The sequence below is a fragment of the Pseudomonas sp. FP215 genome, assembly GCF_030687795.1.
Taxonomy (GTDB): domain Bacteria; phylum Pseudomonadota; class Gammaproteobacteria; order Pseudomonadales; family Pseudomonadaceae; genus Aquipseudomonas; species Aquipseudomonas salmasensis.
The window spans coordinates 5,238,246-5,259,996 of sequence record NZ_CP117447.1 but is presented as its reverse complement, the minus strand read 5'-3'; the positions used below and the strand labels follow the sequence as shown (position 1 = coordinate 5,259,996).

Annotated in this window: 19 protein-coding genes; 5 read left to right on the top strand and 14 right to left on the bottom strand. The window is 54.7% G+C overall.

All coding sequences use genetic code 11. The features are described from left to right. Positions 1–505: 505 nt before the first annotated feature. The 11 genes from pilM to PSH76_RS23785 all read right to left on the bottom strand — a co-directional run bounded on the left by pilM (position 506) and on the right by PSH76_RS23785 (position 11,742). Positions 506–946 (bottom strand): type IV pilus biogenesis protein PilM, encoded by a 441-nt coding sequence (gene pilM, locus PSH76_RS23835; protein WP_019818097.1) that lies wholly within the window; start codon positions 944–946, stop codon positions 506–508. A 57-nt stretch (positions 947–1,003) separates the two neighbouring features. Further along, entirely contained in the window at positions 1,004–1,441 is a 438-nt protein-coding gene (locus tag PSH76_RS23830; protein ID WP_124356003.1) for a hypothetical protein, read from the bottom strand. Next, complete coding sequence (gene pilV / locus PSH76_RS23825; RefSeq protein WP_019818096.1) at positions 1,374–2,690, bottom strand: shufflon system plasmid conjugative transfer pilus tip adhesin PilV; 1,317 nt, start codon at positions 2,688–2,690, stop codon at positions 1,374–1,376. Before pilV ends, PSH76_RS23830 begins: the two co-directional genes overlap by 68 nt. Further along, positions 2,680–3,621 carry an ATPase, T2SS/T4P/T4SS family gene (locus PSH76_RS23820; RefSeq protein ID WP_008437359.1) on the bottom strand — a complete coding sequence of 314 codons (942 nt, stop codon included), beginning with the start codon at positions 3,619–3,621 and terminating at the stop codon, positions 2,680–2,682. Before PSH76_RS23820 ends, pilV begins: the two co-directional genes overlap by 11 nt. Positions 3,622–3,631: 10 nt before the next feature. Next, positions 3,632–4,084, bottom strand: coding sequence for a type 4 pilus major pilin (locus PSH76_RS23815; protein WP_171902656.1), 453 nt, complete (start codon positions 4,082–4,084; stop codon positions 3,632–3,634). A gap of 88 nt (positions 4,085–4,172) precedes the next feature. After that, positions 4,173–5,312 carry a type II secretion system F family protein gene (locus tag PSH76_RS23810; RefSeq protein WP_019818094.1) on the bottom strand — a complete coding sequence of 380 codons (1,140 nt, stop codon included), beginning with the start codon at positions 5,310–5,312 and terminating at the stop codon, positions 4,173–4,175. Then, a complete protein-coding gene (locus PSH76_RS23805) occupies positions 5,302–6,861 on the bottom strand; it encodes a GspE/PulE family protein (protein ID WP_019818093.1) in 1,560 nt (519 codons plus the stop codon). The genes PSH76_RS23810 and PSH76_RS23805 overlap by 11 nt, the downstream gene beginning before the upstream one ends. A gap of 12 nt (positions 6,862–6,873) precedes the next feature. Then, positions 6,874–7,446, bottom strand: coding sequence for a type IV pilus biogenesis protein PilP (gene pilP / locus PSH76_RS23800; RefSeq protein WP_008437355.1), 573 nt, complete (start codon positions 7,444–7,446; stop codon positions 6,874–6,876). Further along, a complete protein-coding gene (gene pilO2, locus PSH76_RS23795) occupies positions 7,436–8,767 on the bottom strand; it encodes a type 4b pilus protein PilO2 (RefSeq protein ID WP_024073376.1) in 1,332 nt (443 codons plus the stop codon). The genes pilP and pilO2 overlap by 11 nt, the downstream gene beginning before the upstream one ends. A gap of 3 nt (positions 8,768–8,770) precedes the next feature. Then, the gene (locus PSH76_RS23790) at positions 8,771–10,585 is read right to left on the bottom strand and encodes a PilN family type IVB pilus formation outer membrane protein (protein WP_019818091.1); all 1,815 of its coding nucleotides are present in this window, start codon (positions 10,583–10,585) and stop codon (positions 8,771–8,773) included. Further along, on the bottom strand, positions 10,585–11,742 hold the full coding sequence (locus tag PSH76_RS23785; RefSeq protein ID WP_019818090.1) for a TcpQ domain-containing protein: 1,158 nt from the start codon (positions 11,740–11,742) through the stop codon (positions 10,585–10,587). Before PSH76_RS23785 ends, PSH76_RS23790 begins: the two co-directional genes overlap by 1 nt. A 456-nt stretch (positions 11,743–12,198) precedes the next feature. On the opposite strand from PSH76_RS23785, the gene PSH76_RS23780 reads away from it, so the two are divergent. From PSH76_RS23780 to PSH76_RS23760, 5 genes are read left to right on the top strand one after another with little or no spacing between them, the layout of a single operon-like run. Further along, positions 12,199–12,549 (top strand): metalloregulator ArsR/SmtB family transcription factor, encoded by a 351-nt coding sequence (locus PSH76_RS23780; protein ID WP_008437351.1) that lies wholly within the window; start codon positions 12,199–12,201, stop codon positions 12,547–12,549. Positions 12,550–12,571: 22 nt separating this feature from the next. Beyond that, the gene (locus PSH76_RS23775; RefSeq protein ID WP_008437350.1) at positions 12,572–13,861 is read left to right on the top strand and encodes an arsenic transporter; all 1,290 of its coding nucleotides are present in this window, start codon (positions 12,572–12,574) and stop codon (positions 13,859–13,861) included. Positions 13,862–13,870: 9 nt separating this feature from the next. Then, the gene (locus PSH76_RS23770; RefSeq protein ID WP_008437349.1) at positions 13,871–14,341 is read left to right on the top strand and encodes an arsenate reductase ArsC; all 471 of its coding nucleotides are present in this window, start codon (positions 13,871–13,873) and stop codon (positions 14,339–14,341) included. Then, the gene (gene arsH / locus PSH76_RS23765) at positions 14,341–15,075 is read left to right on the top strand and encodes an arsenical resistance protein ArsH (protein ID WP_008437348.1); all 735 of its coding nucleotides are present in this window, start codon (positions 14,341–14,343) and stop codon (positions 15,073–15,075) included. The genes PSH76_RS23770 and arsH overlap by 1 nt, the downstream gene beginning before the upstream one ends. 19 nt (positions 15,076–15,094) lie before the next feature. Beyond that, on the top strand, positions 15,095–15,643 hold the full coding sequence (locus tag PSH76_RS23760; RefSeq protein WP_008437347.1) for an arsinothricin resistance N-acetyltransferase ArsN1 family B: 549 nt from the start codon (positions 15,095–15,097) through the stop codon (positions 15,641–15,643). A gap of 255 nt (positions 15,644–15,898) precedes the next feature. Here PSH76_RS23760 and PSH76_RS23755 read toward each other — a convergent pair whose 3' ends face one another. The 3 genes from PSH76_RS23755 to topA form a co-directional block, all read right to left on the bottom strand. After that, positions 15,899–17,854 (bottom strand): DEAD/DEAH box helicase, encoded by a 1,956-nt coding sequence (locus tag PSH76_RS23755; protein WP_024073377.1) that lies wholly within the window; start codon positions 17,852–17,854, stop codon positions 15,899–15,901. Then, positions 17,851–19,731 (bottom strand): hypothetical protein, encoded by a 1,881-nt coding sequence (locus PSH76_RS23750; RefSeq protein ID WP_019818088.1) that lies wholly within the window; start codon positions 19,729–19,731, stop codon positions 17,851–17,853. The genes PSH76_RS23755 and PSH76_RS23750 overlap by 4 nt, the downstream gene beginning before the upstream one ends. A gap of 110 nt (positions 19,732–19,841) precedes the next feature. Beyond that, on the bottom strand, positions 19,842–21,746 hold the full coding sequence (topA, locus tag PSH76_RS23745) for a type I DNA topoisomerase (RefSeq protein ID WP_008437341.1): 1,905 nt from the start codon (positions 21,744–21,746) through the stop codon (positions 19,842–19,844). Positions 21,747–21,751 lie beyond the last annotated feature (5 nt).

Here is a 21,751-nt window from a genome sequence, read left to right as displayed (position 1 = left end):
CTTACTTCCAACACCTGGCCGATTATCGTGGCTGAGGCCAGCTAGCATAAGGCACGCATCCGCGCACAAAGGGAGCCCTGCGTTTCGCCGGCGGGCCACCGGCAAGGAAAAGCAGCTACCAATAGGTAGCCTGATCATCCTTTGCAAGATGATCAGGCTACCTATTGTGTGAGCTTTAAAAAGTGTGGGCCACAACACCAGTGTGGCCCTTAGACTACGGTGCTTCGAACCTCAACAGAGCCCTATGTGCCTTTGAACTCGCAATTCACGAGTTAGACGGCTGCGTGTCTGGCTTGAACAGGGAGACACAGGGAGAGCTCTGAACCAGGTCCGCACGCCCTTCCCGGAGCTATGCGTGCTTTGGGGTTGGTGATGAGGCAAGCCGCATCACCGGGCGCTACTGATGACCGCCAGTAGCCAACGGGGTGGAAACGTTGTTGTGATCATTATGTTGATAGGCCGGAGCTTATGCAACCCGGCGCCTTTCAAAGTCGGTCGACTCAGACTAATTGACTGCGACGACCGCACCTTCGGGAACAGGGGACGGAATTGCTATACCGGTCGCCCCAGTTATCTGTGAAATCAGCATTCCTGAACGCTTTAAACCAACGGTAGTTGTCTTTGTCAGGTCTACCAGCACAGAAGGCAAGCCTGACGGTGCAACCCCATCAAAATAAGTATAGGCCGTTCCTGATGAGATGTAAGAACCTACGCCCACAGGTTTCACAAACCACCCAGGTAGGTTGAGCGCAGAATCGCTCGGTACTCCGCTGAAGCCCGGGTTGGCCTGGGCATATTCGGTAGCGGCAGATCGGTACACCAGAAAGCCGCGACCCAGTGAGTCGAGGGTAGCGTAGTCGGATGTACGTTGGTCCTGATGTTGGTTCTCCATGAAAATGCTGGAGGCAATGAGCACAATCATCAAAACGAGCCATTGCATTGTCATGATATGAGCTCCATCCACAAAATGGTGGTTGTTACCACCTACGCGTCAATAACAAAACTATTTCGTGAGGATAATCAATGTTAAGCAAATTCCTACTAGGCCAAGCGCAATGACAGTCCACTTTGCGGCTCGCTTGATGCTCATTGGTTTGCGTTGTGGATTGATTAATTCCATAGTGGCGATCTTTTTTACTAAATAACGACCAGAGGCCGTTGGTTGTAACTTGTAAGTGAACTCGCCGACCTCGAATGCCTCTTTTTCTTCTAGTGCGCGACGCCATAGCACAGTTGAGCATATCCTGCTTCGGGTGCTTAGCCAGGTCTGTAATTCTCCAGCACTATACTCAACGTTATTCTCAAGCGTCTGCACTGCAATAATCCCCATAAACATACTATAAAACGTTTTTGAAATTTTATAAATGGATGCTTTATTTGAAGCAGCTCCAATAGAAAAGACCTGGCCAGGAAAGTCGAGATGTGGAGAGAAACCATCCACTTGCATTTCTGAAGATGTACCCAGTCTCACTATCCCCGATGCCAAAAGCGCCAGTTAAAGAGCATGACTTCCATGTAGTGTCGCCAAGGGAGCAGGTCACACTTCCTCTGGCAGGCGCCTGGCAGGTGCCCTGGATCAGCTGGAATTCCCACCCACCTGGTCTTTTCCATAAGCCTTGTTCGCAGGACAACGTTATTCCCGCGGCGCTTTTTGCAAGAAGGGTTCGGTCACTGCACTGTTGCCCCTCGGTAGCTATGCCTCCCAGGGACAAATATTCATTTGTCTGAATGCGATCATAGGCCGTTATCTTGCCCGTCGAGGTTATCTTTCCACCCCATAGTTCACCTCCGGTTGAAAAGTTTTTGTCGTTATAAACTTGGACCCAGTTGGGGCTATTTTGATAAATCCCGCCTCCCCATTTTTCGCTGTACCAGCCTGTGTCACCACGTGTTCTGAACCAACCACCTGTGCTGGTATCACCGGTAATGGTTGCAGTAGCGGCATTAACATTGGCTGTGGCGATAACGTTTCGAGCTGTAATGTCGGCGTTAGCTGTTATGTTGCCTGACGCTGTGATACTTCCTGCGTTGTTAATATTGTGGTTGCCCATCGTGATATCAGTATTCATCGTGTTGAATTCTGGATGATTGGGCACTGCGTTTCGATATAGATAGTCATTAGCCAACGCTCCATCCATAAGAAAAAGTGCGCTAGCTGTATGTCCTGGGCCAGGAGCTATAGCATAGTTACTTAGTGCTACCTGCCATCCACCCCGCACGCCCTGGACGATGTTCGGATTGGCAGAAGAGATGAACCCACCAGGTCCTCCGAGATTTTCAGCGATGGTTCGAATACCCATTTCAGGAATCGTCTGCCCACCTGTAGTAACCACAATCACTTCCAGTTGATTGGCGTTGGGTTTCCGGGCGAGGCCGACAATGGTCTGCCCAAAGGCGTTAGTGGGGCTATAACCTGCAGGAAGGTAGTTGGTGTTGACGAGCATCGGAACGGTTATTTGCACCGGTACGGTTGCTGCCGCGTTGGCCAGCACCACGCTGTAGTTATCCTTCAGATATTTGGCCAATGCCTCTGAAATGGTTCTCTGTTGATCAGCCGCAATTCGATAGTCCTGAGAATCCATCTGCTTGATTTGCCATGCGATCGCCAAAGTGACGACAACGGAGAAAACGGCCAATCCGATCGCCATGTCCAAGCTCAAGAACCCCCGCTGCTTGATCCTACTGGTCATTCCAGAGACTCCTTGATGATTGGTGAGCGATGTCGTGATCGAGCATCGTGATCTTTCCTGCATGGACTTTCTCTCGGATGCCCGGTCCGTCATCGCCTGTGAAAAGCAGGCTCTGCAGGGTTAATCGACGACTTCCTTCGTTGCCACTTGATAAGGACTGGTGAAGAACAGCCACCAACCCCTTGGAGAGCAGCTCTCGGGCGTTATTGAGTAACGGCTGAGCCAGGGCTGATATACGTTCAATGCCTTGAGTAACGCTGCCGGCATGACCTGTGCTGATAATGAGATGGCCATTGATCGAGGCTTGAATTACTTGTGCTGCTGTCGAGCTGTCGCGAATTTCTCCCACGAACAGGAAATCGGCTCTTGTGCGCAGCGCTAGGATCAAAGCTTCCTCGTATCCCCCCATCCGGCGAGAGACCGGAACTTGAATGCAGCGCCCACTCCCATGCCTGCCATTCAAAAATGGTTCTGGAGGATCCTCTACAGCCACACAAATGCCTCCCCAGGCCTCGAGACGTGCTTTCACCAGTGATGCAGCACTTGAGGTTTTCCCTGTGCCCATTTCCCCACAAATAAATATCAGGCCGCGTACCGTGTCGCTCATCAGCGCGTCCTGCAGATAGTCGGGCAGACCCAGCATGTCCAATGGACGGATCTGGACTGAGGATTTGCTTACGACAAACACAGGCTTGCCATTCAAATCCAGCAACTGGGTTACACGAAGGACGACGCCATCTTCAATTAGGGCGAACTCTGGATCCTGGGTTGCCTTGTGCTTTTCCTCGCACTGCGCCCGTAAGCGCTCAAGGTCTGCCCGCCATTCGGCGGGCGCTTCAACCCTTCGTGCCTGCCCAGGGAGACCTTTGGCGTCGGCAAATCCATCGCCGAGGTACAGGTCGACGAATTCAGCATCAGAGATCACGCTCACACTGAGTTCCTTAGTACGAAGTCCAAGCGATGGTATTGGCGTCCGAGGAGCAGCTGGTCGCAGCTGCCACCGCAGTGATTTCGCCGGCAATTGCAGTGCCGCCATTGATCGCCGTCGTTGTCTGTTTGTCCTTGGCCATGTTCGAGGCAAGGGTGATGCAGGCATTTTTCGGAAGGTTGGATTCTGTGATGGTGAAGGTCATGCCGTTGCTCATTACGGTCACTGCGCCGTTCCAGCGGTTGGACAGGGCATTACCGTTGATGCTCATGCCGCCAGTTGCCTCGAGGTTGATCAAAGAAGGCGCCAAGTTGGTGCCTGCCGTGGCGTAGCCCGTGGTGCTTTTCAGTCGTTTGGTATTGCTCAGCAACGTGCCGAGATTGCTCTGTTCAATGGTGACGTCCGAGCTGCCGAACGTTCTGTAGCCCATGAACACGATGAAACCAAGTGCCACCGCGATCAGCATCAACCAGAACATCCCGTCCAGGGAGAGAAATCCGCGTTGGTTGTTTTGAGTGTTTGTTGGCATTTCCAGTACCTCATTTAGGTTTGATTTAAAGCGTTGCAGTCACATTGCCGGCCAACTGGAAGATCCCGACCACTACCAGAATCATCATGACCCCCATGGCCATGGAGGACATGCCGATAAGAGATTTGGCGATGGCTTCGACGCGCTGAAGCGTTTGCTCCAGCCACCGGTTGGAAAACCGTTCCATCGACTCAGCGAAGCCTTTGCGGGTGGCGAGCACTTCCAGAAAATGCATCGCCATGGGGTCTGGGAATTGATGACCCGCAAGCTTCAATGCGGTACCGAAGTTTTTGCCGGCGCTCACTCCGTAATGAATGGCGCTCAGGCGCTCTTTCAACCATGGAGAGGCATTGCGTTGAAGAGAGGTCAGCGCATCTAGTTGGTTGATGCCGGAGCGCAGCATCACAGCCATGTTGAGCAGAAAGATCGATCCGTGGAGCGCCTTGTAGACTGACCAAGGCGGGAGCCTCTCTGCTCGGACTCGCAGGACCTGGAGCAGCTTGTTCAACTGCAGCTTCCACGAAGGGCTGGCGGCCGTAATCTGAAGGCCGCAAAACACGGGTAGAGTGATGATCGATATGAGGATAAAGACGATTACAGCTATCAGCGTCACTAGCCCGTAGTGGGTCACGAAATTCGATAGGGCATAGAGGAAGGCCGGCACGCCGGTCCACGCCTCGGGGTTGGAGCGTCGTGTCATGGAGGGCACCATCCACACTGCAATCACATACAGCAACGCCGCCATGACGCTCCACACCATGGAGGGGAAAACGGTGGCGGACGCTACGAGTTTGCTGATCCGCTGACGTACTTCGATGATCCTCACGCAGTCCCGAAATGCCTGCACCAGGTTGCCGGTGTCTTCCCCGGAAGCGATCAAAGAGTTCTCGTCATAGGGAACCCAGCCTTCGCAGGAAATGCTCAGCGATTTCCCACCTTTTACCGATTGCGCGATATCCCTGCAGGCAAGGGACACTGGATGGAGCTTCTGCCCGTTATCGCTGAATGCTCTGGCCACCGTGTGCAGTGCGTCTTCAAGCGACACACCATCCTCAAGGATGCCCATCAGGCTCTCGTAGAACTGGATTCTTTCGTTTTTGCCAAACTGCTTGGCATAGAAGGTCTCTGCCCAACGATTCAGCATCGCTCTGACGTCACTCAGCATGAGCGAGCTCCAGGATTTGCCGGTCAAAGTCCAACGGCCCCACCGTCATTTCGGCGTGGCGGGGGTCTACTAATCCTTGTTTCAGTTTGATGATCGTGTGTGCGGTCTTGGTAATACCGCCCATTTCCTTGACCCAGTGGCGACGTGCCGCACTTGCACCCTGCCCATTGAAAACGCGCATGAATTCAAGGTCGGTGAGCAAAGTTTCCGCAACCACCGTGCGACCGGTGATGCCCAAGCCTTTGCAATGCGGGCATCCCGGTCCTTTGAGGTAGGTCTCATCAATCGCTTCCAAATCGCGCAAGTGCTGCACCAGCGCACTGTTGAGCTGCCCGAGATGCTCGCGTGCGGGGACGCGGCAGTGGGAACACAGCACGGGCAAGAGGGATTGATTGACCACGCTTGTCATCAGTGCAGGATCAGTAACCAGGTGTCGGTCTACACCCATGTCGATCAGTCGTTGAAGAGCTGCTACAGCGTTGTTGGTGTGCAGTGTCGTCAGCACCAGGTGACCAGTCATACCGCCGCGGAAAGCCGCTTGTGCTGATGCAAGGTCCCGGATCTCCCCATACATGAGAATGTCAGGGTCGAGTCGCATGGAATTGGTGATCCCGTCATTCCAGGTTTCACCGGCGCCCAGCGGTGACTGATTGGCGAGAAGTGGATATTCAGGTGGATCTTCCATCGTCAGAATGTGTTTTGTTCCACCGCACTCTTCGTGCAAGAGGTTCAGGTTTACCTGCAGCGACTTCGATTTGCCGGAACCGGTGGGTCCAGTGATCAGGTTCACCCCATAAGGCAAGCTGCGGATGCGGCTGAATGCATCAATTTGCTGCGTCAGGAAACCGAGATCACTAAGCGTCATTTTGGTTTTGTCGTCATACAGCAGACGCAAAACCATCAGAGGGCCATCTACGAGCGGCCGAGTGGCGACTCGGGCACCGAACAAACCGAGTTGGTCGACATAGGCGCGTTTTACCCTGGCGTCCTGGCTCACCTGCGGCTGGTAGTGGTCTTTCGCGACATCGCACATGCTGTTGTAGAGGGACGAGCAGAGCTCCATGCCCACCTGGCTCTGGTGCTGTTCTGCCTCCCACAAGAGCCCGTGGATGCGAAAGAAGATTCGAGTGATATCGTGACCTACGACAAAGTGGACGTCGCTGGCATTGCGCCGGTGGGCTTCTCCTAAAAGCTGCACCACCTGGGCCTGGCGCTTCGTCTCAGTCGCCGATAGTGCTTTACCATTTGCATCATCATTGGCGCGGTAGAGTGCCTTGATTGTGCTCATCGAGCAGACCTTGACCTCAAAGTGGTGATTTTCGTGTTCCAGCTGGTCCTCGAATGCCATGACATAGGCATCCGTTTGGTGTTGGGCTGACACATACAAAATCCCATCGCTGGTCAACGCACATAGTTGACGCAGCTCGGGTTTCAGCTCAAACGGTCCACCAGGGGCCGTCAGCAGTATTTGGTGCGACGTCAGTAGGACTGCAGCAGACTCATCACTGTCAGGCTCTATGACATCTGGTTTTTCAGTCAGGATCGTCATCGAACTTCTCAATCAACGTTGGCCAGGGATCAGCCCAGGCGGCATAGGTGCTGATGGGGTAATGCTGGGGGCTGAATTGTTAACGTTGCTCAAGCTGGCCGGGGGCGTACTGGAAAAGCCGAGGGGGTAGCGCTTACCGCCACGCTCGAGGGTCACGTTTTCGACGGAGAGGATGGCCATGCGATAGCCACCGGGTAACTCCCGAGATGAGGCATCTGCGTCTACTTCAAATCCGCTGCTGTAGAGCAGAGTCGCACGCAGCCGTTTTGCTGAGCCGAATACCGCTTTCACGACAGGCAAGTCAGACTGTGTATCACTGCTGTGCGCCGAGGCTGCAGCCGGCTGTGTGAGGTTTCCTTGAGAAAAAAACACAGTTGACGGCTGCGTCGTCGCACTTTGGTCTTCGCCCTTGATCGATCTTTCGGCCTTGGCCTTCTCGGCTTTGGCATTCAACAAGATCGTCTGGCTTTGAATCTGGGCCAGCTCGCCGACGTTCACCCCAGATAGGGTGTTCTCATCTGCCCAGCTCGATGGTGCCCCTAACGCAAGGATGGAGCACAAAAAGCACAGCGCTTTATTTCGCATATAGGTCACCTATTACTGACCAGACAAGGTGGCCGGTCTCATATTTGGTTGTGATTTCGCGCAGCCGTAAGCCCTGACTGGGTGCGCCGGATAATGAGTCCAGCGGCGTAATGCCAGTGGCATAGCTCAGCTCGAATTGCTTCCATTGAGGCGGTGGGGGCGGCGGTGGCGCAGGTTGGCCCGGTATCGCTGGTTGAATGGGCACAACGACCGGCACTTCTTTCAGCACTGGGGTTTGAGTGAAGCTGTGCAGCCAAGACGACAGGTTCGCCAACATCACGATGGCGTCTTTTAGAGGCTCATCACCGGCTGCGGGTAGAGAGATGTCGAATTTCAACGTGGCCGAGTTGCCCTCGTCAAAGAAGGCCGGCCGATCAGAAAAGTGGCCCTGCGTCGCCTGTATCAGTTTGTCGGCCGTGCTATTGCCCGAGCGCTTATAGGAGGACAAAACCTGTGCGCCGTCGCAGACGGCACTCGTGAACTGCCATCCCTGAATGGACAGAGGCAACTGATAAATGACGTTGCTGCAACCCTCCAGGAAATCTGCAACAGATGGACGTTTGGCCCAAGGGTGTTCAAGCGCTTGGGGCGTCTGTTCCATACCGGATTCTTTTTGCAGTCTGGCCAACTCTGCCAGGCGTTGCTGTTCAGCCTGGAAAGCCGCCTCTTTGGCTATCTGGTCCTGATGGTTCTGCCATTGAGCCCATCCGATGATGCCGGCAGCGATCAGCACGCCAAGAACCGCCAGCTGTACAAGTTCTGGTTTGGATAGCCCAAAGACGAGTGGCCGTAGCCGGTACTCGCGTTTTAGATGCGACGGCTGAAGCAGCTCTGCCACGTCCAGTGGTTGACCGCCCATATCGAACTCTGGGGGCAGGTACTCGTTGTCGAAGTTGATCCCACGACTGCGTTGTTGCGCGACTCGGCGGCGGACCTCAGCACCAGTGCCGATCATGTCGCAGCCAGAGATCACGCCACCTTGATACACAGCAACGAGGGCATATTGGTCAATCTCGCTTTCAGTTTTCCAGGCCGCGATCCATGAGTCCCCCAGCTGTCCAGCCAGGGTGGCCGCGAGCGAGTACATCCCTTTGATGACCTCCTCGCTGCGCGCTACAAAACCTGCCTGAATAATGGCTGGTGTTCTTCTAATGGCGACAATGTCGAGGTGGTGCTCACGACCGTACTGGCGCGCTTCCTTCATGTGCCCGGTGACACTACCCAGCGGATGCCAGCGCAGACCGGTGACAAATGATTTTCCACGATACTGGAGTACCTGGACTCGAGCAGAGCGTGCATTTTTTGAGGTTTCCGCAACCATGGCTTACCCCTTGGAACCTGTGCAATGCAGCAGTGGGGTAGGGCAAGAGCCCCAAGGCTCGTTGGCAGCAGGTGAAATCACCGCGCTGGGGCTGCCTGTGTCGCTATCAACAACAGGAGTAATCAGCACTACGAGTACGCTGTGCCCTGTGGTGCGGACACGGCTGCCGCCCAAACCGAAGAATCCAGGATCCCCTACGCCAGACTTGGTTGCGTTTTCGCTGTTCTCCTCAAAACCAGTCAGTACGAGGGTTTGACCGCTGCGCAATTTGACCTTGGGCGACAGATTCTTGGTGTCGTAATCCGCTGTCTGGACACTGGAGCCGTTGCTCGTAAAAGTGGTGAAGGTCGGTTTGCTACTCATGCTCAGGGTGATCATCAGCAACATGTTGTCCTGGTCGATGATTCGAGGGAGCAACATCATGTTGAAGCCGCTGGTGATAGTCGCGGGGGTGAGCGAAGTAGACGATCCAACGGAAGCCGTAGTGGTTGTCGAGCTTGATGCGACATAGCTCTTTACGTTGCCGATCTGGATGGGTGCCGGCTGCAGATTCAGCGTGGTGACCGACGGCGAGCGAACGTTCGAGATTCGGCCCTGTTCGGAAAGTGCTTTGATGATTAAGTTGGAGCCAGCCCAAGGAGACTTCGACGTGTCCAAAATACTCAACGAGCCCGACACCGCGCCCGTGCTTATGCCGGTGGTGGCATTCTTCAGCGAAAAGCCCCATTTGTTGCTCAAGGACGTATAGACAGCCGTCCAGTCCAGGCCGGTCTGGTCTGTGTCGGTGAGAGTTACCTCGAAAACTTTGACGTTGAACAACACCTGACGGGTGATACTGCTGTTGATCGAATTCAGGTATTTAGCAACGTTTGAGAGTACTTCTGGTCGATCACTTACCGTCAGGGTGCCAGTGGAACGCGAGAGGAACATCCGACCTTGGGGCTGTTGGCTCAGCATCGCCTTGACGTTTTTTTCAATGTCTCCGATCAGCGAGGTCTTGATGGTAACGGTGGTGCTCTGGTTGCTGCCTGATTCACCCGATGCACCTGTCGACGAAGATCCGCCGCCACCACCACCGGAACTGCTCCCGCTGCCTGTAGCGGTCAGCAAGCCCGACTTCACTGTGCTTTCAATGACCTGGTCATCACCAAATGCCCAGACGTCGAACGTCTTGGTGTCGAAGTAAGTGACATGCACGCTTCGATCATCGGAGGAATAATTCCACGCTAAGCCCAACTGGGAGGTCGCTTGATTCAACAACCCTGACAGCTTGCCGCTGTACTTAATGGGGAATGTGTTGGGTGCAGTCAGCCCAATCGAATTCATTGAGCGGGCGTTGCTCGGAACATTGCCGATGACGCCGGCGGGCATGAAGTTGGTCAGGTTGTCGGCAGAGCCCAAACCAGGTGGAACTGCAGGTCCTGAGTTGCCCTGCGTCGAACTGGAAAGGACACTTGGGTCGATTGCGTCAGGGGCTACGATGACCGGTACACCACATTCACTAGTGATGTACTGCGCGATCTCAGCGATCCCAACGTTATATGAGGGGCGATAGGTGATGTCGCAATCCATGGTCAGCGGTAAACCACGCTTGGCGACCAGCGGTTTTTTGGACACCCATGGTTTGTCGCTGAACACCACCGTAGCGCGCGCGGACTCTTGCTGCTGATTTCTCAGAAATCGGCTGTATTGAGAGGCTGTCGCAGCGTCATTTTCAGCTCGGCTGGCCGATTCATTCACACGCTGCAGCGAACAGGAACTCACCAGTGCGACGATAAGTGACAAGGCTGTGCTTTTGATCCAGAGACGAGCAGTCATCATTTGTTCCTCTCTGTAATAAAAATCAGCCGCTGTGAGGAGTTACTGTCGACCACATCGACCAGAAAGGACCGTGGAGCCGAGTCGTAGAGAGGGAAAATCGACCCAATGGCTTCTTGGAAACTGCCCTCAAATCGAAGTGGAGCGTCAATTGAGTAATCCAAATCATCGACCTGCCACATCAGTTTCCAGCCCGCTTTTTCAGCCCAGCCTTCGACGGTTTGACGAAGGGTTGAGCCAGTTGAAGCCGTCCATGTCTGGGCCAGCGGCTTCGGCGCTGCAATGTCCGTCGCAACCGGCTTTGGCGCTGCAGAAACTGCGGACGGCGCGGTGACCAGTTTCGGAGTTGAAGCGGCCTTGGCATCTGGGTTGCTGGACGAAGTCGAGGCCGGACTCTGAGTCGGCAAGGCAGACGTTTGTTTTGTAGAGCCATCCTTGGTAATCACCGTAGGAGGGGCCACGGTTTTGGCTGGTGCAGCGTTCGCCACAGGGGTAGCGGCTGATGCCGTTGTTGTGAAAGGCGCTGTTTGGGGAACGGCGGCGACTACTACTTGGCTGCCCGCATCATTGTTATTGCTCTTCGCTGCGATAGGCTGTGCAGCTGTCGATGTGTTGAGTTGAGCAATCTGAGTTGATGCAGGACGTGGAGAGTCCGGGAGCTGGTAGCCAGGGCGCAGGACGTAGCACACCTGACGGTTGACCTCGTCGACCTTCACCTGCCAGGCCGGACCTGCGAGCACCTGCAGGGTGTTACGCAGGGTCATAGGGCCAAGTTTATATTGGGCTGCTGGGAGTGGTCGGGTGTAAAGGATGTTGACGTGGCCAGAGTCTGCCGAGCAAAGCGTATAACCTGAACGGTCCACCACGTACTGCATGGCCTCATGCACATTTGGGTGCATGTTGGCTGGAATGCTGATGTCGATAATCTGAGCCATCAGGTCACGTTGGCCAGAATCTGGCAGCGTGCTGACGAGGGTGTAGCGGCCATAGCGCACTACTGGTTCTTTTTCAGGAACGGCGCCGCCAGGATAGAGGTCTGGCGTCAACATGTCCGGATTGCGACTGCTGTCGAAAGCGGGCTTGGGTGTCTGCGCCGTTTGGGTCGTGCAACTGGCGATTAACGCTAGAAGCGAGAGCGTGGTGACGTGCCTGATCATGTGCCGAGAGGCCCCCTGTAATGATAGGGGAACGGTGACAGGCTGGTACCAGCTGCGCAGTAGGAAATAGAAAACTACGTCTATAGGTATTTATAGGCTATACAAAGATGACGCGACCGAGGTGGAAAATTACCTAGTATCTGATCACCCATTTCCATTCACGCTGAGCATTCATTTGCATTCACGCTGACCACTCAATTGCATTCGACCTGACCAGCTATCCTGCCATTACGCCTAGAGTAATGAATCCAAAATCGCGTTCAGCGAACATCCATTCGAACATCAAATCTCCGTCCGCGTGCTGAGGCGATTGTTAATCCCTCCTGGTCGTTACCCTGTGGTCGACCGGTGAGCATTGATCCCCATCGTTAACTCCCGCCACAGGCATTTGTGCAAGCAGGCTGAACGTGGTTAAATCTGCATATTCGATTATCCACATATGCAGAGCGATTGCTTATGAGCCTTACACCACACACATTCTTCAAGTGCTTGGGTGATGAAACTCGCGCCCGGATCATGCTCATGCTTTCGGCTGAGGGTGAGTTGTGCGTGTGCGAGTTAATCTGGGCACTGGACGATAACCAGTCGAAGGTCTCCAGGCATCTTGCCCAACTGCGTGCTTGCGGGTTACTCGCAGATCGGAGGCAGGGTCAGTGGGTTTACTACCGGCTGCATCCCGAGCTTGAACAGTGGGCACTGGATGTTCTGAACGTCACTACGCAGGCACACCAGTCCTGGGTTAACGACCATCAAGGACGGCTGGCTTCCATGGAAGACAGACCCGTGCGCCAAGCCTCCTGCTGCTGACATCCTGATCTGGAACATACTCATGCTCATCGCAGCATCGATTTTCGTAGTTACGCTCGTCTTTGTTATCTGGCAACCCAAGGGGTTAGGTGTCGGCTGGAGCGCGGCAGCGGGTGCCGTTCTGGCACTACTGACTGGCGCCGTAAGTCTAGGGGATGTGCCGGTTGTGTGGCACATCGTCTGGAACGCTACCGCGACCTTCATTGCTGTGATCATCATCAGTTTGTTGCTCGATGAAGCGGGATTCTTCAAATGGGCGGCGCTTCATGTCGCTCGCTGGGGTCGGGGCAAAGGCGGACGTCTGTTTGCGCTGATGATCCTGCTCGGTGCAGCCGTTTCGGCACTGTTCGCCAATGATGGAGCCGCACTGATTCTGACCCCAATCGTCATCGCGATGCTGACGGCGCTTCGCTTCAGCCCGGCATCCACCTTGGCATTCGTGATGGCCGCAGGCTTCATCGCTGATACCGCCAGTCTGCCGATGGTGGTGTCCAACCTGGTGAACATCGTTTCGGCAGACTTTTTTGGCGTGGGTTTCGGTGAATACGCTTCTGTCATGTGGCCAGTGAACCTAGTGGCCGTGGCCGCGACACTGTTCATGCTCTGGATGTTCTATCGCAAGGACATTCCCGCCCAGTACGACGCGGATCAGCTTGAGGCCCCGGAGTCGGTGATTCGAGATCGGGCGACCTTCATTGCTGGCTGGTGGGTACTTGGCCTGCTGCTGGTTGGTCTGTTCGCACTGGAGCCGTTAGGTATCCCCATCAGCGCTGTTGCTGCTGCGTGTGCAATGATCCTGCTGGTCATCGCAGGTAAAGGCCAAATCATCTCCACGAGAAGGGTCATCAAGGACGCGCCCTGGCAAATTGTCGTGTTTTCGCTGGGCATGTATCTGGTGGTCTATGGCCTGCGTAATGCTGGCCTAACCGACTCGCTCTCGGGGCTGCTGAACATATTTGCCGAGCATGGCCTATGGGCCGCTACCTTGGGCACCGGTATCACCGCTGCGCTGTTGTCCTCGATCATGAACAACATGCCGAGTGTGCTTATCGGCGCTCTGTCCATTCAGGGCAGCGACGCTACAGGACTGGTACGTGAGGCCATGATCTACGCCAACGTCATCGGTTGCGATCTTGGCCCCAAGATCACGCCCATCGGAAGCCTGGCCACGTTGCTGTGGCTGCATGTGCTAGCGCAGAAAAATATCCGCATCACCTGGGGTTACTACTTCAAAGTCGGCAGCATCCTCACCCTCCCTATCTTGCTGGTAACGCTGGTGGCACTGGCGTCGCGGCTGAGCATCCCTGTCTAGGAGAAACCCATGAAAGTGCTATTTATGTGTACGGCAAACAGCTGCCGGAGCGTTCTCTCGGAGGGGTTGTTCAACCACCTGGCCCCGAGCGGTTTTAACGCCGTCAGTTCGGGCAGCTTCCCAAGCGGACAACTGAATCCACGCGCCGTGAGTACGTTGCAAGCGCTTGGTATCGACACCACAGATCTCTACAGCAAAGGCTCAGAGGTGTTTTCGGACTCACCACCGGATGTGGTGATCACCGTGTGTGATAAGGCTGGAGGCGAACCCTGCCCGGTCTATTTCGGGCCTGCTGTCAAAAGCCACTGGGGCCTCGCCGACCCTTCCGATGTAGAAGGCACAGACAGCGACATCCAAGCCGCATTTGACGCGACCGTCGTCCAGATTAAAAAGCGTTTCGAGGCATTCTTCAGCTTGGATCATTCGGCGCTCACACCGCAGGAACTGAAGCGCGAGCTAGATCAAATAGGTGAACTGTAATGGACGAATTTTCCTCGGAAAGCAGCCTGGATCTACCTAATCTGGATCAGTCGCTAATCGACTTCGTCACACTGGATCGCCTGCAAGGCAACGAGCAACCGACTCACAAACCACGCATCTTGTTGCTGTATGGCTCAACCCGTGAGCGCTCTTTCAGCAGGCTGCTGACCCAAGAGGCCGCGCGCATCCTGACCCTAATGGGAGCCGAGACCGTCATCTTTGATCCCTCGGGTCTGCCTCTCCCTGATGACGCTCCGGAAGACCATCCAAAGGTTAAAGAGCTGCGGGATCTGGTTCTGTGGTCAGAGGGACAGGTGTGGTGTTCGCCAGAGCGTCACGGTGCAATGTCTGCTGTATTCAAAGCCCAAATAGACTGGATACCTCTCACGTTGGGCGCTGTCCGCCCCAGCCAGGGCAAGACGTTGGCCGTCATGCAGGTCTGCGGTGGATCACAGTCCTTCAACACGGTAAACCAGCTTAGGATCCTCGGGCGCTGGATGCGGATGATCACCATCCCAAACCAGTCGTCAGTACCCAAAGCCTTTCTGGAGTTCGACGACGCAGGGCGTATGAAGCCATCCGCCTACTACGACCGTGTTGTGGACGTGATGGAGGAACTGATGAAGTTCACGCTGATGGTTCGGGGCCGGGAAACGTATTTGGTAGACCGCTATTCGGAGCGCAAGGAAAGCGCCGAAGCACTCTCGAAACGAGTCAATCAAAGATCGATTTGAGCGACCAAGGGGATAGAGGATGAGCAACACCACAGTAAGGATTGCGCAGATTTCGGACGCTCAAGCCATCCAGGCAATTTACGCACCGATGGTTGAGCATACGGCGATTTCGTTTGAGCTTGAGCCGCCCACAGTCGAAGAGATGGCCAAGCGGATTGGGTCGACTTTGCCGACTTACCCGTATCTGGTAGCGGAGCGAGACGGCCAGCTCATCGGCTATGCATATGCCAGTCAGCACCGGGCTCGTGAGGCCTATCGCTGGTCGGTCGACGTCACCGTTTATATATCGCCAGAAGCGCACCGTAGCGGGGTCGGCCGGGCACTGTATGGCGTGTTGCTGCCGACATTGAAAAGGCAAGGGTTTCACGCAGCCTTTGCCGGGATCGCGCTGCCAAACGATGGCAGCGTGGGGCTGCATGAAGCACTAGGCTTCGCTCACATCGGTACGTATCCAGAAGTAGGATTCAAGCATGGCGCTTGGCATGATGTTGGATATTGGCGTATCGCGCTGGATTCAACGAGTCCGCCAAAACTGTCCGTGCCTTTCAGTGAGATCAGTCTCTTCTGAATGGGTCTCGACGGCCATTATGAGCGATGGGAAGATTCTAATACGTAACAAAGTCAATTATGTTCGACTCCTCGAAATGAATACGAGCAAAGTGGGTAAAATCGAAATAGATTTGCCACTTTCGGAAGTTTGCAGATATCGAACGAAACTATTGTTGCCGATGGGGAGGCCTATTAGATTCCAGAAAACAAAAGTAATGGTTCCAAGTACGTTTACAAGGTCTCAGCCACTAAGAAGCAGTGATATACCGCAGATCTACAAATTGGTCGCCAATGCTTGTCTCGCGTTGCCGGCCGCGTCGGGCTCAATGAGGTCACTTGCCAACTGACGCTTATCCTGCAGCATTTGCCAAAGCATCTGGTCGATTGTGTTTTCCACCAGCGGGATTTTCACCACGACCATGCGCAATTGCCCATTGCGGTAGGCCCTGTCCTCAGCCTGGTCCTGCAGTCCAGGCGTCCAGGGGAGGCCCAGGAACATCACATAGTTGGCCGCAGTGAGGTTGTTGCCGGTGCCGGCAGCGGAGGTAGTGGCGGCAAAGACGCGGGTTTCTGGATCACTTTGGAATTGATCGATCGCCTTCTGCCGTTTGCCTACAGAGTCACTGCCGACAACCGTGACGCACCCGTACTCAGCTTGCTTGCACCGAGTGCGAAGTGTTCCTACCGTATCCTTGAACTCACAGAACAAGATTACTTTGTCCTCCGCGTCCAGTTCGCACAGCAGATCCATTACGACACGAATCTTTACCTGCTCAAGCAACTGACGCAGTGATCCCAACCTGGCGAGGCTAGGCCTGTCTTCGAGCCGAATTTGATCGTATTGCTTGCGCTCTTCAGCAGTGAGTTCGATGGGTAAAGTTTGGCGCTGTTTGCCCTTGAGACCGGGCAAGACATCCTTGCGTCGACGGAGCATCCAATCGCCGATTGCGCCCCGCAGATTCATGCGGAAATCCTGACTGCCGGCGAACTGTTCGCAGAATTCTTTCAAGGGCAGTTTCCCAACGGGGTGGCCGGATAGCCGTAGCAGCGTGTGCAGCTCAGATTCTCGGTTGAGGACTGGCGTACCCGTCAGCAGGTAACGGTTGGGTATCTTGGCGGCAATGTCGAAGCCGTGACGTGTCCACGCGGCGGTCGGCTCTTTCAGGCGGTGCGCCTCGTCGATGATCATCACTTCAAAGTGTCCTGCATGCAGAACAAAATCGCCAAGGCGTTCGTAGTTGGTGATAATCCATTGCGAAGAGGGATCAAAGACCTGTTGGCCGATAGTGGCCTTGGGATACACCATCTGGATTTCGCGTTGCCAGTTGATGATCAACGTCGACAGGGTGATAACCAAGATGGGTCTATTAGCTGCTCGGATTGCAGCGGCAATGATTGCTTGGCGAGTTTTACCAAGCCCCATGTCATCCGCAAGCAAGGCGCTTGTGCGCTGTAGCAAGTGCCGGATGCCTGCCGGTTGATGGTCCAGTAAAGAATAACCAGCCAATGCCTGGTTAATCTGTTCGGTAGTGGACCCGGTGCGCTCGATTGAGGGCACCGCGGCTAAATACACATCGGTTGAGGTGCTATCGTCAGCCGCTTTTGCTGCGCGCTCTTGTGGCGGTCCACCAAGACTGATGCGGGTGATTTCATCAGCTGGAACAACGGATCCGTCGGTCAGCAGCTCTTGCACGGTGTCGAGGATTTCGAACTGATCCTCCGACAATCCAAGCTCCAGGATCAAGTTGCTTCGCACCACTTCCGCACCAGCGTCAATGCGCCAGGACTTGGAATGCCCGAGAAACACGCCGTGCATGCGCCTTGAAACGGCGACCGCGCCAGGATGGTAGTCACCTGACAGCAGGATCCCGCCCTGAACGAGTGGAGCTATCCGAAAGGTCAGCCCCCACGTGAATGCCTGCCGATCTGGGTCGTTTTGTGCGGCTGTGATTTTATGTGAAAACGTCTCCCAACTTTCATTGAAACGGTCCTCGGACAACTCCATCAAACGGTGGAAGAGCACATCCAGGTCATCCAGCAACTTGCCTTTTGGTAATCGCCAATAGCGATGTTGAGGATGCTCGGCACGCCGAATATAGAAACCATTACGTTCGAGAAACAGCCGGTTCGCACCCTCAACGTATTGCATTAAGACCCCGAAGTCATAGCCGTCAAAAATGACTTTTTCGACCAGGTCCTGCCGGCGGTTCATCAGACGTGGACGACTCATGTCCTGCTCAATCGTTGGTTGATCCATTCCGCACAGGCCTGGGCATGCATTTTTTTCCGGTTTCGATTTGTATAGCGCGACATGGATAGTGTTTGGTCGGGCCATTCCAGGTTAATGGCGAGCTCACCCGATTTGATCTTTGCCCAAAACCATTGATAGGCCCGGTCAACCCTGGAGCCCGACTTAGGTGTGCGATTGCGGAGCCCTCTCAGTTGTATCGTCACCAGGTGTTTGGGAGTCAATTTTGCTAACGTTTCGCCCCAGGCACTTTCATCCATTTGGATTTCTGCAGAGGCCAACGATTTCCCGTTTTCGCGAACCGAAAAAAGACGGCAGATGCCCCGATAAGCACTGTAGTCGTAACCATCAATGCAATGGCCCAGCGCTCGATGTTCCGCATCAAGATCGGCGGGGCACTTCAGTTCGATAATTTGCAGCCCATTTGGACTCACGAGGGGTGTGCTGGTTGAATAAAGCAGCGGCTTCCAGGGCGTTAAAGAGTCTGTTCTTGTTTGTGGATCTACTGCATCTAAAGCCTCACGGATGTCTATCAACGCGAGGTGAAAGCCATTCACCAAGCTGGCGATCTGGTGATAGGAAGCAGTAGCAATGAAGCTTTTGAGTTTCTGCAGTGCTTCACCAGAAGCTGGTCCGTCGCTCTCATCAACGTTGTTAAAGAGCTCGTTCAGGTCTCGAAAGTCGTCGGCGATTTTGGACCAATTGTCGTCCGACCAATCAGTTGGACACCCTGACAGCAGCCTGTTCCAGTCCTGCGTTTGATCCAGCAGTTGATACGGGATTTTATCCAGCAGCGCGAAGAGAGTGATCCAGTGCGCTTTTTTAAGAGGACGGCGATTGCCCAGTGAGGCTCCCAGCAGCAGTCGATGCCAGGGTCCTTGTGGCCCCTCGCGGCTGATACGGGTCAATGCACTGCCGGTATCGAATACCCGCTGTTGACCCAGGTAGCGCACTGCAGCGCGCGGCGCCTGTAGCAGCCAAGCCAGTGTGTCGGAAAGGGGGAGGCCCGCGTCGGCTATGCGACCTACCAGGCACTCTTCAGCGGAAATCAAATAACGGTCCTCACTCCAGTATGGGCGCCACGCCTGAAGTTCATCCCATGGGCAGTTCATGTATACCTGCTGCTGCCCATCCCACGGCCACGGCCATTGATCTGCTAGTACCAGAAGTGGAATCAGTACTGGCTGGGCTTTTAGGGCCTGAAGGCGGCGTTTTCGGTCACCTTGAGCCAGCCAGTTATAGAGCTTGGGTGAGGGACATTGCGCTGAACGAATGGCGAATAAAAGCTCTTGGTCCAGACACTGGCAAAACTGCTTCAGCGTGCTGCCAATCTGCTTCAGGTAAAATCGGGTGCGGGGATTGAAGTACCGATTGTTGCTCGCCGTCCAATCGAAGCCGCGGCGATTAAAGCTTCCTAGATCTTCAATCGAAAGGGCTTTCGCCCTCTCTCCAGCAGACTTGCAGAAGGAGGTCAGTAGGACGTCTGCATACCAGCGTTTTTCAAACCTGAGCAGTAGCTGCTGGGCCACCATTGCGGTGGGTTTTCTCTTATGCACGCGGTCCTTGCTGAAGATTTTGCAGGCCTTAACCTGATGACCATCGAAGTACTGGAGGTGATCGCCGATTCTGGCCAGGAGCCGCCGTGTTTGATCATCTGTAGAGGGCAGGGCTACGCACCAGCAACGAGTATGGACAGTGGAACTCAGATAGGTATCGATGAAGGAGGTCAGCTGGGAGGGCGGTACGTTAAATTGTAAAGCCCAGGTCTGGGCGACTTCAATTTGCCGGTCTGAGAACTTCTCCAGCTTCGGCGCTAAGATGCGCAGCCCCACCACCGATTGTCTCTTCTGTACGCTCACCCATGACCTCCTCTGCAATTTCGCAGAGGACTGTCAGGTATAGGAATGGTGGGCTTCTAGGGTTAATGCGTAACGGCGTTGTCGGTGATTTATATCGGCAATGGCAGAAGTCACACCCCTCTGGGTTTATTGAGATCTGGTTTGCCATTCAAGTTTGGAAAACTCACCTTGCATCCATTCGATTTGAAGCCTGTGCAACCCCAAAAGTCATAGCCACCGCCCCCTTTTTTTTGTCGCCTTGCGAGGGGTTGATTGCACTTGGGACAGTTGAAAGCGCCACCTGCTGTGGCTGGGCGTGGAGCGGACGCCATCGGCACACTCGGCATTCCACGTTGCTGAGACAGTTCCTCTTCCAGGCGTCTATGCAGACGCGCAACGACAGCTCCATAGGTGTCTTGGCCCTGGGCGACTTTGTCCAAATCCCGCTCCAGCTCCCTCGTAAAATCGAGCTCCACGAAACTGTAGAACCCTTCCAGCTTCGCGATTGTTTCCTCCCCCAGCGGCGCCGGTACCAGCTTGCGGCTTTTTTCCTCAATCATTCCTTTGCTGGTGATGTTCTTCAAGATCGAGGCGAACGTGCTGGGACGACCAATACCGCGGCGCTCCATTTCTTTGATTAGACTGGCCTTGGTGTAGCGGGATGGCGGCTGAGTTTTCTTCTTCAGCAGTTCTCCGTTGTGCACAGAGATGATCTGTTTTGGTGTGAGTGCAGGAACTGGGTTGCTCGCTGCTCCATCTTCCTCATCGTCTGTGTCATCGCCCTTGAGCAGTTTCCGCCACCCAGGATGAAAAAGGGTTTCACCAGTTGCATTGAATCGCAAAGCCTTACCATTTGGGCCAACCGCGAGCAGTTTTACAGCACGCACGTCGAATACCGCCGCTTCGATCTGGCTGGCCAGCGCCCGGACCCAAATCAACTTGTACAGGGCGAGTTCCTCGTCGTTCTCACCAGCTTTTGTATCAGCCCAATGCGTCGGGGTAATAGCGGGGTGGCCTTCCTGCGCGCCTTCGGCGGCCTTGAATGTACGTCGCTCGTCGACGGTCTTCAATCCGATAGATCTAGCTACGGTTCTAATATCCTCCATGGCCTCGTCTGGTACGTTGGGATTATCCGTCCTGTGGTAGGTGATCACGCCTTGTTCATACAATCGCTGGGCGACTTGCATGGTCTTGTCCGGGTCCCATTTCAAGGCGTTGCTGGCTGCTTGTTGAAGGGTGGAAGAGATGAAGGGCGCGGGTGGGTGGCGCTCGGCCTTGCGGTCTTCACAGGACTCGACGACGACATTACGTGTGCCGGCGACGAGTCGGGCCAGGTTGGCATCTTGAACGTAAGGAAAGTCTTTGCTCGCGAAATCCGGTACCGGTTGCCAGTCTGCATACCAGGTGGTGCCCTGATTCATATCCACAAAGTTCAGACGCACACCGAAGTGGTTGATTACCTGAAAGTTGCGGATCTCGCGCTCGCGCAAAACCACCAGGTATACGGCAGGCGATTGCACGCGGCCTGCAGAGGTGGGCTTGCCCATCAGTCGGCGTAGCTCCTGAGTCACCAGGTAACCCACCAAACGATCAAGTACACGCCGGCATTCTTGTGACGCGACTCTGTTCAAATCGATTTGGCGAGGATTGGCTAGAGCCTCTGCGACACGCTTCAGGGTGATTTCATTGAAGGTGATGCGTTTGTAGGATTTGACCGCCAGTACCTGCTGGATGTGCCAGCTGATGCTTTCACCTTCGCGATCCGGATCGGTTGCGAGGTAGATTTCATCGGCCTGTTTAGCTGCGGCCTTGATGGTCCGCACGGCCTTGGCGCTCTTATCCAGGATCTCGTACACCGGTGTGTAATTTTTGCGGACGCCTGTGGTGATCATGCTGTCGTCCTGCCCTCTGGCGGGCAAGTCACGTATGTGCCCACCACTGGCGACAACCAACCAGTGTTCGCCTGGGCGCAGTTTCTTCATCATTGGCTGAAGCTTTTTCAGCTTCCCAGGTGCCTCGATGATCAATAGCTTCACGGTGT

Excerpts from the sequence above, each read along its gene's own strand:
- PSH76_RS23760 (WP_008437347.1), top strand. The coding sequence starts at position 15,095 with ATGAGCAACACCACAGTAAGGATTGCGCAGATTTCGGACGCTCAAGCC.
- arsH (WP_008437348.1), top strand. The coding sequence starts at position 14,341 with ATGGACGAATTTTCCTCGGAAAGCAGCCTGGATCTACCTAATCTGGAT.
- pilV (WP_019818096.1), bottom strand. The coding sequence starts at position 2,690 with ATGACCAGTAGGATCAAGCAGCGGGGGTTCTTGAGCTTGGACATGGCG.
- pilO2 (WP_024073376.1), bottom strand. The coding sequence starts at position 8,767 with ATGGTTGCGGAAACCTCAAAAAATGCACGCTCTGCTCGAGTCCAGGTA.
- PSH76_RS23815 (WP_171902656.1), bottom strand. The coding sequence starts at position 4,084 with ATGCTGATCGCGGTGGCACTTGGTTTCATCGTGTTCATGGGCTACAGA.
- PSH76_RS23775 (WP_008437350.1), top strand. The coding sequence starts at position 12,572 with ATGCTCATCGCAGCATCGATTTTCGTAGTTACGCTCGTCTTTGTTATC.
- PSH76_RS23785 (WP_019818090.1), bottom strand. The coding sequence starts at position 11,742 with ATGATCAGGCACGTCACCACGCTCTCGCTTCTAGCGTTAATCGCCAGT.
- pilM (WP_019818097.1), bottom strand. The coding sequence starts at position 946 with ATGACAATGCAATGGCTCGTTTTGATGATTGTGCTCATTGCCTCCAGC.
- PSH76_RS23770 (WP_008437349.1), top strand. The coding sequence starts at position 13,871 with ATGAAAGTGCTATTTATGTGTACGGCAAACAGCTGCCGGAGCGTTCTC.
- pilP (WP_008437355.1), bottom strand. The coding sequence starts at position 7,446 with ATGCGAAATAAAGCGCTGTGCTTTTTGTGCTCCATCCTTGCGTTAGGG.
- PSH76_RS23755 (WP_024073377.1), bottom strand. The coding sequence starts at position 17,854 with ATGAGTCGTCCACGTCTGATGAACCGCCGGCAGGACCTGGTCGAAAAA.
- PSH76_RS23810 (WP_019818094.1), bottom strand. The coding sequence starts at position 5,312 with ATGCTGAGTGACGTCAGAGCGATGCTGAATCGTTGGGCAGAGACCTTC.
- PSH76_RS23790 (WP_019818091.1), bottom strand. The coding sequence starts at position 10,585 with ATGACTGCTCGTCTCTGGATCAAAAGCACAGCCTTGTCACTTATCGTC.
- PSH76_RS23805 (WP_019818093.1), bottom strand. The coding sequence starts at position 6,861 with ATGACGATCCTGACTGAAAAACCAGATGTCATAGAGCCTGACAGTGAT.
- PSH76_RS23780 (WP_008437351.1), top strand. The coding sequence starts at position 12,199 with ATGAGCCTTACACCACACACATTCTTCAAGTGCTTGGGTGATGAAACT.